This window comes from Flavobacterium sp. T12S277, assembly GCF_048514875.1.
Taxonomy (GTDB): domain Bacteria; phylum Bacteroidota; class Bacteroidia; order Flavobacteriales; family Flavobacteriaceae; genus Flavobacterium.
The window spans coordinates 39,839-55,539 of the sequence record NZ_JBLYEG010000015.1 but is presented as its reverse complement, the minus strand read 5'-3'; the positions used below and the strand labels follow the sequence as shown (position 1 = coordinate 55,539).

General features: G+C 36.7%; 14 protein-coding genes. 11 read left to right on the top strand and 3 right to left on the bottom strand.

Going from position 1 to position 15,701, the window contains the following annotated elements:
• Window positions 1-102: 102 nt before the first annotated feature.
• On the bottom strand, window positions 103-801 hold the full coding sequence (locus tag ACN1CN_RS18980; protein ID WP_291287244.1) for a LytR/AlgR family response regulator transcription factor: 699 nt from the start codon (window positions 799-801) through the stop codon (window positions 103-105).
• Complete coding sequence (locus ACN1CN_RS18975) at window positions 798-1,838, bottom strand: sensor histidine kinase (protein ID WP_264524347.1); 1,041 nt, start codon at window positions 1,836-1,838, stop codon at window positions 798-800. The genes ACN1CN_RS18980 and ACN1CN_RS18975 overlap by 4 nt, the downstream gene beginning before the upstream one ends.
• 166 nt (window positions 1,839-2,004) lie before the next feature.
• Between ACN1CN_RS18975 and ACN1CN_RS18970 the strand changes: the two genes are divergently transcribed.
• The 11 genes from ACN1CN_RS18970 to ACN1CN_RS18920 all read left to right on the top strand — a co-directional run bounded on the left by ACN1CN_RS18970 (window position 2,005) and on the right by ACN1CN_RS18920 (window position 14,727).
• A complete protein-coding gene (locus ACN1CN_RS18970) occupies window positions 2,005-3,387 on the top strand; it encodes a TolC family protein (protein WP_419136787.1) in 1,383 nt (460 codons plus the stop codon).
• Between the two features lie 12 nt (window positions 3,388-3,399).
• Window positions 3,400-6,696, top strand: a complete 3,297-nt coding sequence (locus ACN1CN_RS18965) for an efflux RND transporter permease subunit (protein WP_419136785.1) — start codon at window positions 3,400-3,402, stop codon at window positions 6,694-6,696.
• A 49-nt stretch (window positions 6,697-6,745) separates the two neighbouring features.
• On the top strand, window positions 6,746-7,834 hold the full coding sequence (locus ACN1CN_RS18960) for an efflux RND transporter periplasmic adaptor subunit (RefSeq protein WP_419136783.1): 1,089 nt from the start codon (window positions 6,746-6,748) through the stop codon (window positions 7,832-7,834).
• Between the two features lie 186 nt (window positions 7,835-8,020).
• On the top strand, window positions 8,021-9,052 hold the full coding sequence (locus tag ACN1CN_RS18955) for a hypothetical protein (RefSeq protein ID WP_419136781.1): 1,032 nt from the start codon (window positions 8,021-8,023) through the stop codon (window positions 9,050-9,052).
• Window positions 9,053-9,123: 71 nt separating this feature from the next.
• Window positions 9,124-10,191 (top strand): DUF4238 domain-containing protein, encoded by a 1,068-nt coding sequence (locus tag ACN1CN_RS18950; RefSeq protein WP_419136779.1) that lies wholly within the window; start codon window positions 9,124-9,126, stop codon window positions 10,189-10,191.
• A gap of 506 nt (window positions 10,192-10,697) precedes the next feature.
• A complete protein-coding gene (locus tag ACN1CN_RS18945) occupies window positions 10,698-11,018 on the top strand; it encodes an ArsR/SmtB family transcription factor (protein WP_419136777.1) in 321 nt (106 codons plus the stop codon).
• A complete protein-coding gene (locus ACN1CN_RS18940) occupies window positions 11,015-11,512 on the top strand; it encodes an SRPBCC family protein (protein WP_419136775.1) in 498 nt (165 codons plus the stop codon). The genes ACN1CN_RS18945 and ACN1CN_RS18940 overlap by 4 nt, the downstream gene beginning before the upstream one ends.
• A 289-nt stretch (window positions 11,513-11,801) precedes the next feature.
• Window positions 11,802-12,617: a helix-turn-helix domain-containing protein gene (locus ACN1CN_RS18935; protein ID WP_419136773.1), complete on the top strand. Its 816-nt coding sequence runs from the start codon at window positions 11,802-11,804 to the stop codon at window positions 12,615-12,617.
• Between the two features lie 201 nt (window positions 12,618-12,818).
• Window positions 12,819-13,250: a DoxX family membrane protein gene (locus ACN1CN_RS18930; protein WP_419136771.1), complete on the top strand. Its 432-nt coding sequence runs from the start codon at window positions 12,819-12,821 to the stop codon at window positions 13,248-13,250.
• Between the two features lie 12 nt (window positions 13,251-13,262).
• Complete coding sequence (locus ACN1CN_RS18925) at window positions 13,263-13,607, top strand: cupin domain-containing protein (RefSeq protein WP_419136769.1); 345 nt, start codon at window positions 13,263-13,265, stop codon at window positions 13,605-13,607.
• Between the two features lie 196 nt (window positions 13,608-13,803).
• Window positions 13,804-14,727 carry a GNAT family N-acetyltransferase gene (locus ACN1CN_RS18920; RefSeq protein WP_419136768.1) on the top strand — a complete coding sequence of 308 codons (924 nt, stop codon included), beginning with the start codon at window positions 13,804-13,806 and terminating at the stop codon, window positions 14,725-14,727.
• A 66-nt stretch (window positions 14,728-14,793) separates the two neighbouring features.
• Here ACN1CN_RS18920 and ACN1CN_RS18915 read toward each other — a convergent pair whose 3' ends face one another.
• Window positions 14,794-15,630, bottom strand: a complete 837-nt coding sequence (locus tag ACN1CN_RS18915) for a helix-turn-helix domain-containing protein (protein ID WP_419136766.1) — start codon at window positions 15,628-15,630, stop codon at window positions 14,794-14,796.
• Window positions 15,631-15,701 lie beyond the last annotated feature (71 nt).

The following is a 15,701-nucleotide window of genomic DNA, read 5'->3' as shown; positions in this document are numbered from 1 at the left end:
TCCTGAGCAGGCTTCTTCTTTGAAATAATTGAATTAGTAAGCTTCCTTATTTCCGGTTTTATATGAACTTTATTTATAGTTCAATCCAATATTACATCGGTATTATTTTTTCAATCGATCCGACAATTCTCTCTTGTACGTAATACCAATTGGCAGTCTTTCATTTTTAATCACTACAAAATCTTTGTCTGTTGCTTCAATTTTATCCAGTGCTACGATATAGGATTTATGGATGCGCATGAAATTCTTCTCCGGCAAACATTTCTCAAATTCACTGGTAGTGATAGAAGCCAGATACGTTCTTTTTGTGGTATGCAGTTTCACATAATTGCCAAAACTCTGCGCAAACAAAAGTTGATCTAATTCGATATCAATAAAATAACCATCAACTTTGACTGTAACAGCACTCGCAACAGCTTCTTCTGTTTTCATTTTACCATTTTCCGTCGCAAAAAAACGATCGATCGCTTTCAGGAATCTGGGAAAATAAATAGGTTTGAGAAGATAATCTATAACACCGTAATCATAACTTTCAAGAGCATATTCCGAATAAGCCGTCGTCAAAATTGTACTGGGATGTGTTGGAATAATCTTCAGCAATTCCATCCCCGAAATTTCCGGCATATTGATATCCAAAAACATCAGATCAACAGGGTGTTCCCTCAGATAGTCCATTGCCTCAATACCGTTATACCCCTGGAAAACCAATTCTAATTGCGGATTTTGTTTGATATAATTCGCCAGCACATAATGCGCTGCCGGTTCGTCGTCAACAATTATACATTTTTTAGGCTCTCTCATTCGACAAACTTTTTCAATTGCACTTTCAAATCTACAATGTAGGTATTTTTATCGTCCTGAATGTCTAACTTATAGGCTTTACCATAAATCAGATTCAAACGCTCAATGGTATTTTTTAAACCAATCTTAGTCGAAACCACATCGGTTTTTTTCTTTGGAATGGAGTTCACCACATGCAAATGCAACAAACCGTTCTCAACCGTAATAATGATTCTCACAAAACACTTCTCGATCGCACAGGTTCCGTGTTTGAACGCATTTTCGATAAATGCAATCAACAGCATGGGCGATACTTTATAGGCGTTTTCGTTGTCAATTTTACAATCATAAGTAATCTCACAGCGATAGCCTACCCTTTCTTTTTCCAGCTGCACATAACTGTTTATAAATTCCAGTTCGTCTTCCAGAGAAACACATTGTTTGTTGTTGCTTTCAAGCTGATAACGCATCAACTGCGATACTTTCATGATCAAATCCGGGGTACGGTCCGGAAACTCCAGACTAATTCCGTACAGTGTATTAAAGGTATTGAATAAAAAGTGCGGATTCAATTGTCCCTTTAACGAATTCAATTGCATTTGATTGAACAAAAGCGTCTCGTCCGTCTGTTTTCTATGGATTCGGTAAAATTTAAAAACAATTATCGGACTTAATATACAAACCAAAGTCCCCAAAACACTGGCCAACTGATACACATAACTGCGCTGATGTGAGTTTTGATACAAACGGCAGTTACTAAACATCTCCAGGCTCGTAATCTCATACAAAACAATCGAAAAGAGGAATACCCCTGCCAGTGTCAGAAAAATATAAGTTATAGGGCGCTGTTGTTTAAAAAGTATCGGAAGCAAAAAGAAACGGTTGAATTGGGCGTGCAGGTACAAAACCAAATAGAAAAAAATGCCCATTAATATGGATGTAAAAGAACTGAACAACATCCAGTCGTTTTTTAAGGTATAAATTGTAAATGAAAACGCAACCACGGCAATTTCCTGCCACCATTTGTGATCCAATATGTTTTCGAGTTGTCTCTTCATTCTTAAAACTTAAATAGTTTACAAATTAACCACATTTTTTTAGTTTTTATTTCCATTAAATGACAAATTGAATTGGTCATTTATAATCGTATTACATCATTTAAGAAGGCTTTTATCCGTGCAAGTAAAATAATTTTGAGAGATCAAATTCATACCCATTAACTTTATGTATTTCAAAAAAATTACTTTGTTAGTTTTCTTGATTTTTGCTTGTGGTAGTTATGCGCAAACCCTGTCTTTAAAAGAAGCCATAAAAACAGGTTTGGAAAACTACGGTTCCATCAAAGCAAAAAGCAATTACACCAATGCATCACGCGAGAGCCTCAAACAGTCCAAGCGTGATTACCTGCCTAATCTTAACCTATCGGCGCAACAGGATTACGGAACTGTAAACGGACAAAACGGACCTCTTTATGGTTTTGGAGGTTTAGGAGTTGCTTCGTCAGGATTGCCCTTACCACAACAAAACTGGAACTCCGCTTTTGGCGCTTTGTATCTGGTGAACATGAACTGGGATTTTTTCACTTTCGGAAAAACGCAGGAAAGAATCAATTTGGCTAAAATCGATGTTCAGGCCAAAGAAAAAGATCTGAAGCAGGAACAATTTCAGCAGGAGATCAAGATTTCGGCAGCCTATCTGAACTTACTGGCAAGTCAAAGATTACTCATTTCACAGCAAAAGAACTTGAGTCGTGCCGAGATTTTTAAGAAAACAGCCGTTGCCCGTGTTAAAAACGGATTATTGGCCGGAGTTGACTCGACATTGGCCACTGCCGAGGTTTCAAAAGCCAAAATTGCTTTGAATCTGGCTAAAAATTTCGTCAAAGAGCAAAACAGCAAATTAGTTGATTTGATGGGGGTTGCCCCTCAGGATTTTGTTACAGATACTTTATTTGTGAATCAAATTCCAAAACAACTATTAACAGGAATCGCTTCAGATAGTTTGCATCCTTTATTACAATTATACAAAACAAAAATCGATTACAGCAACCAGCAGGTTAACGTATACAAACGTTTTTACTACCCAACGATGACTGCATTTGGGGTACTGCAAACCAGAGCTTCAGGATTTGATTCGGCTTATGCATCCGATCAGACAGCTTTTACCCGAAACTACTGGGACGGCGTAAACCCGGATCGTACCAATTATTTGGTTGGAATTGGAATCACCTGGAACTTAACCACTCCGTTTCGAATGAGCAGACAGGTAAGTGCCCAGAAATATGTTTCTCAAGGTTTACAGGAAGAATACAACCAGGCCGACAGAGAATTAAAATCGCAGCTGGCACTAGCCGATGATAAAATAAAAATTACGCTGGATAACTATGCCGAAGCACCCATTCAGGTCAATGCAGCACAGAAAGCTTACCTGCAAAAATCGACTTTGTACAAAAATGGATTAACCGATTTAACCGATATTACCCAAACGCTGTACACCTTAAATCGCGCCGAAATTGACCGTGATATCGTCAACAACAATGTATGGCAGTCGTTTTTGCTAAAAGTAGCAGCTACTGGCAATTTTGACTTATTTATAAATGAATTTTAATTACAGATCCTAATGAATTTAATCCGTTTTGCACTCCGCAAACCCATCTCCATCTTAGTATTGGTTGCGGGTTTATTTTTCTTCGGAATTGGTGCCATCAAGGACATTAAGGTAGATATTCTGCCAAAAATGAACCTTCCGGTTATCTATATCGCCCATCCGTTTGGAGGTTATACACCTGACCAGATGGAGGCTTACTTTGCTAAAAACTATGTCAACATTTTACCCTTTGCCAATGGGGTAAAATCAGTTGAAACCAAGAATACACAAGGGTTAATGATCATGAAATTAACCTACTATGAGAACACCAATATGGCACAGGCAGCAGCCGAACTGAGTGCTTTATCCAATAGAATTCAGGCGGCCTTTCCTCCGGGAACACAGCCTCCGTTTATCATTCGTTTTGATGCTTCTTCCCTGCCTATCGGGCAATTGGTTTTAAGCAGTAAAATACGTTCGAATAACGAATTGCAGGATTTGGCCAACGTTTATGTGCGTGCCTCGTTTACCTCCATTCCCGGTTTATTATCTCCGGCACCTTTTGGCGGAAGCCCAAGAACTGTAGAGGTAAATGTTGATCCCGATTTACTGCGTTCGCACAATATGACACCGGATCAGGTGGTTGAAGCCATTCGGGTAAACAACCAGACTGCACCTTCGGGAAATGTTAGAATTGGAGACAAAAACTATATTACGCCAACCAATAATACCATCAAAGAAATTAAGGATTTCGAAAAAATTCCACTATTCAAAGGTGGCGTACAAAACCTGACTCTGGGCGATGTAGCAACCGTAAAAGATGGTGCCGATATTACAAACGGTTATGCTTTAGTAAACGGTAAACGCTCGGTATACATCAGTATTGCGAAAGCGGGAGATGCTTCCACCTGGGATGTTGTTCAGAAACTGAAAGCCGAATTGCCTAAAATTCAGAGTACCTTACCCGAAGACGTAAAATTGTCTTATGAGTTTGACCAGTCTGTTTATGTAATCAACTCCGTTAAAAGTTTGATTACCGAAGGAATTATCGGAGCCGTTTTAACCGGTTTGATGGTTTTGCTTTTCCTTGGAGACAAACGCGCTGCCTTAATTGTAATTCTAACCATTCCGATTTCGATTATTTCGGGTGTTTTATTTCTAAAACTCTTTGGACAAACCATCAACTTAATGTCTTTAAGCGGATTGGCTTTGGCAATTGGAATTTTAGTAGACGAAAGTACCGTAACCATCGAAAATATCCATCAGCATCTCGACATGGGCAAACCCAAGGCACTCGCTATCTGGGACGCCTGTCAGGAAATCGCATTGCCTAAATTATTAATCCTGCTTTGTATATTGGCAGTTTTTGCCCCGGCCTTTACGATGGTCGGAATTCCGGGAGCCTTGTTCCTGCCTTTGGCTTTAGCGATTGGATTCTCTATGGTAATTTCGTTTTTACTGTCTCAGACTTTTGTGCCTGTAATGGCCAACTGGCTGATGAAAGGACACGCCAAACACGAACATGGTCCTGAAATTACAGACGATGAAGCCGAATTTAATGACTGCGGTTTAACTCCCGAATCTGAAAAAGACCTCATCACACAGAAGAAAGCCTACGTTGAAAGAGAAGATACCGACAACAACGGGAAAATTGGCGCTTTCGAGCGTTTTAGAATTCGTTTTATGCGAACGCTGGATCGTTTATTTCCTTATAAAAAAGCAACAAGCTTGATTTACCTGATTGCCATTAGCTGTCTGGCAGCTATAATGATCACTTTTATCGGAAAAGACGTTTTTCCGAAAGTAAATTCAAGTCAGTTTCAATTAAGAATGAGGGCTGCCGACGGAACTCGTATCGAGCGAACCGAGGAAAAATCAATATTGGTTTTAAAAGAAATTAATAAAATGGTCGGCAAAGAACATGTCGGAATTACCTCTGTATATGTAGGACAGCACCCTTCATTGTTCTCCATCAACCCTATTTATCTTTTTACCGCAGGACCGCATGAAGCTGTTTTTCAAGTGAGTTTAAAAGACTACCATGTTGACATGGATGAATTTAAAGACGATCTGAGAGCCCGTATCAAAAAAATCCTTCCGGATGTGAAGCTTTCTTTTGAACCTATCGAACTTACAGATAAAGTATTGAGTCAGGGATCACCTACTCCAATTGAAATCAGAATTGCCGGAAAAGACAAAAAACGAAACGAGCTGTACGCCAATCAAATTGTTGAAAAACTGCAAAAAATACACTATTTCAGAGATGTTCAAATCGGACAGCCTATTCACTATCCGGCCTTAAATATAGACATCGACCGAACCCGTGCTGCCGAATTAGGTGTAGATATGAACGACATTTCGCGTTCGTTGATTGCTTCGACCTCATCATCAAGATATACTGAAAAAAATACCTGGATTGATGAAAAAACTGGTTTATCGGTTGCTGTGCAGGTACAGGTGCCGCTGAATCAGATGAAAAACAAAACCGATATTGGAGAAATTCCGGTACTAAAAAATTCGCTTCGTCCGGTATTAAGCGATGTTGCGAAAATTACACCTACCACAGTCAATGGTGAAAATGACAATTTAGGGGCTATGCCATACATTACCGTTACAGCAAACATCAACCAGACCGATTTGGGGACGGCTTCTAAGGATGTGGCTGCGACAATAAACGCTTTGGGAGAACTACCTCGCGGTTTGTTCATCAACCCAATTGGTTTGAGTAAAGTATTGGAGGAAACATTAAGCAGTTTACAAGTAGGGTTATTGGTTGCCATTATTGTAATCTTCTTAATGTTAGCCGCTAATTTTCAGTCCTTCAAAGTTTCATTGGTCATTTTAACCACTGTTCCGGCAGTAGTTTTAGGTGCCTTATTGATGCTAACGATCACAGGTTCAACCTTAAATTTACAGTCCTATATGGGAATCATTATGTCCGTTGGAGTTTCGATTGCCAATGCCGTTTTATTGGTCACCAATGCCGAACAGCTCCGCAAACGAAATGGCAATGCCTTAGAATCGGCTCGTGAAGCTGCGGCACTACGTCTGCGTCCGATTATCATGACCTCTGTGGCGATGATCGCGGGAATGCTTCCAATGGCGATTGGTCATGGCGAAGGTGGCGATCAGGTTTCTCCGTTAGGAAGAGCCGTGATTGGCGGATTGTTATTCTCGACCGTCACTGTTTTATTAATTTTACCATTAATATTTGCCTGGGCACAGGAACATACCACGACACAATCGGTTTCTTTAGATCCCGAAGACGAAGAAAGTATTCACTATATTTCATCACTAAATCCAAAAAACGGAGTCGCCAAAAAACACTAGTTAAAAGCGATAACCTAAATGACCCATAAAAAAATAAATTTCACCTTTTATGAAAAATAAATTCATACAATCGACCGCATTACTTTTTGTAGCCGTATTTCTTCTAACCGCCTGTAATTCGAAGAAAGAAGAAACCGTTGCAGCCGAAATTGAACCTAAAACAGAAACCTTTCTTTTACAAAAAGAAAAACTGACTACAGCCTTACGCCTGCCAGCCGAATTAACCGGTTTCCAGCAAGTAGACTTGTACGCCAAAGTAAGTAGTTTTGTAAAATTGCTGAAAGTAGACATTGGTTCGAAAGTAAAAAAAGGACAGCTTTTAATCATTCTCGAAGCTCCCGAAATCAGTTCTCAACTGGCGGCTGCCGAATCAAGACTAAAATCGATGGAGGCCATTTATGCCACCAGCAAAAGCACTTACAACCGCTTGTACGAAACCAGTAAAGTTGAAGGAACAATTTCTAAAAATGATTTAGAAATGGCCAACGGAAAGAAAAACTCCGACTACGCACAATATCAGGCAGCAATTGCAGCACACAAAGAAGTATCGATCATGAGAGGCTATCTTGAAATCCGTGCTCCTTTTGACGGAGTTGTAGCCGCCAGAAATGTAAATCTTGGTACCTTTGTAGGACCGGCAGGAAAAGGTTCTGACTTGCCTTTATTGACCATTCAGCAGCAGGACAAATTGCGTTTAGCCGTTTCGGTTCCTGAATTGTATACCGGATATTTACACAATGGCGACGAAATGAGTTTTAATGTAAAATCGTTACCAGACACTTTTAAGGCGACTATTCAGAGAATGTCGGGAGCACTCGATTTAAAACTGCGTTCTGAACGTGTCGAAATGGACGTTCACAACACCAAAGCAAATTTATTACCCGGAATGGTAGCCGAAGTGTTATTACCGCTAAACGCGAAAGACAGCACCTTTGTAATTCCGAAATCGGCTTTGGTAAGTTCGGCCGAAGGTTTGTTTGTGATTAAAGTTGTTAACCACAAAGCCACCAGAGTCGACGTTAAAAAAGGAAGAGAAATCGATGATAAAATTGAAGTCTTTGGCGATCTAAACCTCAAAGACAAACTGGTAAAAATTGCCAGCGAAGAAACTAAAGAAGGTGATGTTATAAACGAATAACCTGCGTTTTAGCTTTCTGTAGTAGTTTATTACAAACTGTACGCATTCTTTAGGAGTGTAAAATTAAAAATTTGCATTCGGACAGCTCTCTATTTGGAGGGCTGTTTTTTTTTTTAATAAATCAGGTAAAAATACCTGATTATTCAAAGTGTTAAATTGATATTTTTGATAAAATAATCAGCCTATATGATATGTAAATTATGCCTACAGGATAAAAAGCCAAAAAGTAATACACACTATTTAAGTGACTTCATTATTAAAACGGCACTTAATGAAGACGGAGTTACTACTCGTGGAAAAGGAATGTATTGGGAAATTAACAGTCGTAAATTAACTGTAGACTTCAAATTCCAACAGCAAGCCTCACCAAAAGCATTAGAAAATCTTTTAAAGCGTAAAACGACAGCCAAAGAAAATATAGATGCAGAAACAAATATTGATTTTACTGTTAGTGATTCTTTTTGCAAAGAATGTGAAGATATTTTTACAAAAATCGAAACTGAATTTGTCTCTAAAATTATACCAAAATTTCGGAATTCTAATCTTAAAAATGTAAGAGAAAAAATATTGAACGAAAAAGAATCTCGTATAGCAAGACTTTTTTTTCTATTGCAATTTTGGAGAACTTCCCAATGTGATTCTGGGTTAAATTTGTCAACACAGCTAAATGAGAAACTTAGAACAAAAATTCTAGCTATAGACAATACTGGCTTAGAAGACATTCCACTTTCTACCACTTATTTGGAAACAATAAGAGACCCTGATGATCGTAATAATGATAATAGTTATAAAACTTTGAATGTTGTATCTGTTCAAGAACGTTCTGATCCTTCCGCAATAATAATGAATGATTTTGTTATCCAGTTATATGAAAACTTACAATTTCCATTTTTTCATTTTTATGGAATAAATAATTTAGATGATTATGAAGACTATTTAAATTATAATCAACCAATAATTAAAATTAAAGTCTTATCTAATGAAAGAAGAAAAGGTATTTTGCGTGCGTATTTTTCGCAAGCGGCTAAACTATTCATTGGTAACCATGCTTTGTTTTTTTTAGATAATTTTACTCAACAATATAAAAAACTACCGTCCAATCATCAAATTGAGCATTATTTAAGGTATATATCAAAAAATAATGATTTAATGAAATTTAGCAAAGAAAATTTGGTACCAAATATTTTAAAATATTTCAAAAGATTCTATAAATATTAATCGAAGCTAAATTAGCAAACAATCATAATAAATTTTAAACTTAACATGATAATTTGATCAATAAATCTAGAATGAAAACGGATAAAAAGCACCAGCATTACATTCCCAAATTTTATTTACGTAATTTTTCTTATAACCAAAATAAAAATGAAATAGGGATCTTCAACATATTTAATAATATCTTCGTACAAAGAGCTAAATTAAGACATCAAGGGTCTAAAAACTTTTTTTATGGCATCGATGGCAAAATAGAAGATGCCTTAGCAAACATAGAGGGAAATCTTGCCGAATTAATTAAAAACATAATCTCTAACCAATCCCTACCAAGAAAATTTTCTATTGAACATATCGAATTATTATCATTTGTAGCAATAACTGATTCTAGAAATCCCGTTCGAATTGATGCAATGAAAAATCATTTTTCACAAATGGAAAAAACACTTCGAGAACTCGATCCAAATGTTGATATAGATAAAATTTTACCAAGATTATCCCACGAAGAACACATTAAACTTTCTTTATCTAATACTCATACTATAACTGAGCACATAGTCGATTTGGATTTTAAACTTTTAGTTAATAAAACATCAAATACATTTCTTACTTCTGACTTTCCAATTGTCAAGTACAATAAATTCCTTGAGTTGAAAAAATGGAAACATTCAAAAACGGGTTATTCACTTGTAGGCCTAAAAATATTCATTCCATTGAGTCCAATCTTAACTGTTGTATTTTTTGATTCTTTAATTTATAAAATAGGAAACAAGAAAGATAAAATAATAGAAATTTCGAGAAAAGAAGATATTGATCAATTAAACATCCTTCAATTTGTAAATAGTTTTAGTACAATTTTTTTTAATGAAGCAATTACTGAAGATTACATTAATTATCTTAAAGATAAATCTCAAAAATATATACGAGCTAATGATCCTAAATTAGAACTAAGCTATATAGTTGAGAAAAATGATGATGTTGATAAGGTATTAGCTGGCAAACAAAACTTAATGATTTTTAATACAACAGATTGTGAAATTAATTTAAACTTAAGCTTTTTAAAAATTCACTCAAACGGAAAACATTATAAACTAGATTCTAGATTTACACAAGTTCGAAAACCATATAAAAAGTATAAATATTAAAAAAACCTCGACCTAAAAAAAATCAAGGTTTTTCCATTTTATATATTTACTCCTCACACAAATAAGGATTCAAAATCTCCGCCAGTTCGTTGAGCCAATAAAAGCTATTTTCTAAATTGGTTCTTTCTTTTTCAAGAATTTCATGTTCTCTGATAACTCCTAAAGCAATTTCATCAAGCTTTTACCGCATTTTTGTCATTTCGACCGAAGGGAGACTCGAGCGATAGCGAACAGGCGAAGCAAATCACACCAGAAACTCCGCAAACTAAGTCGACAATCTTTGTCGCTCCACGTATGTGATTTCTCCCTTCGGTCGAAATGACAAGATTGCACAAACCTGAAACCTGAAACTTGAAACAACAAACCACCACCAAACAACCTTAAAACTTTGCTCCTCAGCGACTTTGCGATAAAATTTTTAAAAATAACTCTCAAAAAAATTGCGAAACCGAATAGTTGCACGTATATTTGCAACTGATTGGTTTCTTAATTAAAATCGGAACATCATGAGACGAGACATTTTTCAGGCCATAGCCGACCCGACAAGACGGTCCATTATCGCTTTGATTGCACTGCAGGCAATGACACCAAACGCCATTGCAGAGAATTTTAACACTACACGACAGTCTATTTCGAAACACCTGCGCATACTTGTAGAATGCAACCTGCTCAAACAGGAACAGCAAGGCAGAGAAATTTACTATTCACTTGAAGTTGAAAAAATGAAAGAGATTGATCAATGGTTAGTCCAATTCATAGCGATTTGGGAAACCAAGTTCAATCAGCTTGACGAACTACTAGTAACACTTAAAGAACAGAAAAAATGAAAAACGATTTGCAATTTGATTTTACCGTAGACAAAGCCACAAAAACGGTAATCATTAACAGAGAATTTAATGCCGAACTTCCGTTGGTTTGGGATGCTTTTACAAAACCGGAACTTCTGGACCAATGGGTGGCACCAAAACCCTGGTCATCTAAAACAAAACACATGAACTTTGAAGTTGGCGGACGAAGATTTTATGCCATGGTAAGTCCGGAAGGTTTCGAGCGCTGGGCCGTTCAGGAATATACTTCTATTACTCCAAAAACCAATTTCAAGATGTTCAATACTTTTGCAGACCAGAATGAAAATCGTGAGCTGCCCGGTTCCGATTGGGATCATAGTTTTAGCGAACAAAACGGCATTACAAAAGTGAGTATCTCAATTTTCAATGAATCTCTGGAGCGTCTGGAAAAAATGATTGAAATGGGCTTCGAACAAGGCTTTAAAATGAGTATTGACAATCTGGATCAATTACTGAAAACTTTATCAGAATAATAAATAGAAACGCTGATGACACGGGTTCGTTTCACGAAAACGCAGATCTACGCAGGTTTTTACGGTAGAAATACTTTGAAGACATCAATTAACTTCTACCTAAATAATATAAAAAAATCTGTGTTGATCTGCGTTTTCGCCTAGCGAATCAGCGTGATCTGCGTATTGGTTTTTCCAACTGCAAAGAGCATAAAAAATTATGCGCAGTACCCCGGAATTAATGACAGATCCAATGGCAAAACAAATCAACGGGTAATGTCTGATCAACTTCATAAAATAAATCTTATTTTTGATTAAGAAATATCTCGATATGGTTGCTATAAAAACATTTGACGAAGCAGTAGATCTGGAACACCCCCGACGTGTTTTAAAATACGTACTGGTTTACTGTACTTCGGGTTCGACTGTTATTTCTGTAGATGAAAACGAGTTTACCTTAACCGAAAATGCTGTAATCACCATCACTTCGGGGCAGATTCATTATTTTAAAAACATCCGCAATGCAACGGGATTTATCTTAGAGTTTACCTATAATTTTTTCTGTAAAGATGATACCGATATGGAATTGATTTTCCACAACGGACTGTTTTGTCATTTTGCCATGAATGAAATGATTGTGGTCGACAACAGCTCATTTATTATTGGGGAATTAGAAGCCATCAGCAAAGAAGTCAAACAAACGCCTTATCAATACCTCATCTCTATTCACAGCCGAATTGAGTTGATACTGGTTGAAATCAACCGAACCAAAATTAATCGCGGCGATGAAATCTATAAACCCGACGCGCTGTTTCTTCATTTTCTGGAAGCCATTTTACAAAACTTCGACAAGAACCTTTCTGTAAACGAAATCGCTGTTCTGATTGGTACAACAGAATCAAAACTAAACGAACTTTCGAAGCTGCATACCAATAAAACAGCTCAAAATGTAATTTTTGGATTAATCATTTCCGAAGCGAAACGTCTTTTTACGTATGAAAAACTATCCGTAAAAGAGGTCGCTTATGCTTTAGGTTTTAATGATCCCTTTTACTTCTCTAATTTCTTCAAAAAACACACCCAGATTTCTCCAAAATCGTATAAAGAAAAAGCAGTTAATTTCTAATGGGACTTTCACTTTAAACACATAGAAACATAGCTTTTAAATACCGCAAAAAAGATTACAAAAAGAGAAACTAGTTTCCCAACTCATAGACAGCCGTGTTCGCTTGAATCTTAGTTACATGCTTTTTCCAAGATTGTCTATTCTTTAGCGTAACCCTTTGCCAGATCTTTGTATCACTAATAATTACTAATAAAATAGTTTATGAAAAGATATCAGGATCATGCCATTTTACTGTTGCGAATGGCCTTAGCAGCAGGATTTCTATCTGCCGTTTCAAGTCGGTTAGGCTTGTGGGGAGAACAGTCTTCGGGTTGGGAGAGTTTTTTAGCTTATACCGAAAAAGTAAATTCTTTTGCTCCAAAAAACTGCATTCCTGCCCTTGCCATTCTATCTACCGTTATAGAGTCACTTTTGGCTTTACTCCTATTGCTTGGCTATCAAACGAAATATGCGGCTGTTGCGGCGGCTATGCTAACTTTCGTATTTGCGCTCGCCATGACCTATTCTTTTGGAGTTAAAGATCCTTTAGATTATTCTGTATTTGCATTTTCAATGGCCGCCTTTCTTTTGTCGACTATGGAAAAATATCACTGGAGTTTAGATCAATTCATTTCGAAAAATAAAACCAACTAAAAAATAAGCAAAATGGAAAAACAAATCACAAGAAGCAGCGAAACAGACTGGAAAATTCTTATTGAAGAAGGTGTAAAAACGGACGGTATTTTTGCCAAATCGCTACACTTTGATCCCACTACAAACAGACCTACTGTTTTTTTACTAAAATTCGAAGCGGGTACCTCCTACCCCAATCATGTTCATCCCGCCGGAGAAGAAATTTATGTACTTGAAGGTGAAGTACGCTCCGGAAAAGACGAGTTAAAAACAGGAGATTATATGTATATGCCGCCGGGAAGTAGTCACTCTGTGTTTTCTAAAACCGGTTGTGTATTACTCTTTAAAGTTCCGGAAGAGGTCGTGATATTAAAATAACCAACATTTCACATTCCACATTTCACAAAAAAACACCAACCCAACCCATTTTGCAGGACCCATTTTTTTATCCGGTCCTGCAAATTGCTTTTTCCCAGGCCTTGCTACAGTCACAAAATATAAAAAAAACTTAAAATTTAATTTCCTTTTTGAATATATGTAGTTAACTACGTAAATTTGAATATAAATTATATTTATGGTATTAGAAAAATCAAAATCATTGATATTAGGCAATCTTTTACAGCGTTTGAATGAAAACCTGAGAAAGGAAGCACAGCTGTTTTACAAAAGTCAGAACATCGATTTTGAGCCCAAGTGGTTTCCGGTGGTGTATGTGCTTTCGCAGAAAAAAGCCATAAGCGTTGTCGAACTTGCACAGGAAGTTGGTTACTCTCATCCTACTACTATTTCGTTACTCAAAGAACTGGAGAAAAAAGAATTGATTGGCTCTGCCAAAGACACCAAAGACGAAAGAAAACGCCTGATTACTCTCACTGACAAAGCCAACGAGATGATCGATCAATTGCAGCCATTGTGGCAAATTATGACCGAAGCTTTGATCGAACTAACCGATACCGAAAATAATTTATTTAAAGCCATAAACGAAGTAAATCAGAATTTGAAAACAAAAAATCTTTTTGATCGAATGACAACAATTAAAGAAATGAAGAGCGACACTGCTCAAAAAGCAACAGAAAATACCATAAAAGTGGAGAAGATTGACGATAACAAATTAGTCGAAATTGCCTTTGCCATTCGCCGACAAGTATTTGTAGAGGAACAAAATGTCTCGCAGGAACGCGAATCTATGGACGATGAAGGCGCCGTTCACTATCTCGCTACTGTTAATGGTTTACCGGCCGGGGCAGCACGATACCGAAAAATGGAAAAAGGTTTCAAAATCGAAAGAATTGCTGTTTTGAATGCCTACCGCGGGCAACGAATTGGTGAAGCAATCCTGCAAAAAATCTTGTCGGACTTAAAAGACGAAGAGAAAATTTATTTGTATGCACAAGTTAATGCCAGTCGCTTTTACATCAAAAACGGATTCAAACAAACCGATAATTTTTTCCTTGATGCCGGAATTGAGCATGTGGAAATGGATTATGTAAAGATGTAAAATGTGAGATGTGAGATGTGAGATGAAATAACAACGAGTCTTTTTTAGCAGGTAACCGCAATACTACTAAGAAAGACTCAATGATTTTTTAAATTCTGAAGGAGACATTCCGGTACTTCGCATCATAAATTTATTGAAATGACTGCTGTCTATAAATCCCAAATCGTTACTAATTTCCGAAAAAGTCAAAGTACTTCTGCTCAATTTCTCACTGACAACCTTGAGTTTCGTTTGCTCGATATAATCCCGTAAAGTAATGTTTAAATGGGTTTTAAAATATTCGCCGATGTAATTGACCGAAACATTAAAATGATTGGCCATTTCTTTTTTCTTCAGCAAATGGGGATTAGCGATATTAAAACGAATGTAATTTAAAATCGTATCAATTTTTAAAACCTCACTGGTACTGGCATGCAGGTTACTTTCGTGCATGTTCGCATCTCTTCGGATGATCTGAATTAATGACATCATCAGACTTTTGATGATGACTTCGCTTTTCAGCTTTTGTTGGGCAACTTCTTCCAGTATTTTTACAATCAACATTTCGCAAAACGTTTTATCCTGTTCAAGAAAAACCAGATTCCCATGGGTTTGATTGTGGTAATAAAACAACTTTTCGATCTCTTCGATTTCTTTCGTATTTGAGAAAAAATTAGGCAGGAAACGCAGGCAATGAAATTTGGTAGGCTCAAGTGTCTTAAAAGAATGATAATCTCTGGGCGTAAGCAAATAAATATCACGCTCTTTATACTGATGATGAATCGAATTTAAGATGTGGTTGCCTGTCCCGTATTCAATATATAGTAATTCGAAAAAGTTGTGTCTGTGCACCTCTTTCTTCCAGGTTAATTCCTCTACCGAGTAAATTTCGAAATCTTTGTATATAAAAAAGGTCTTTTCCATAATCCTTAATTTTTACAAATATAACCTATATTTTTACATCATTTACTAAGTTCGAACCCATTTACTTTGTA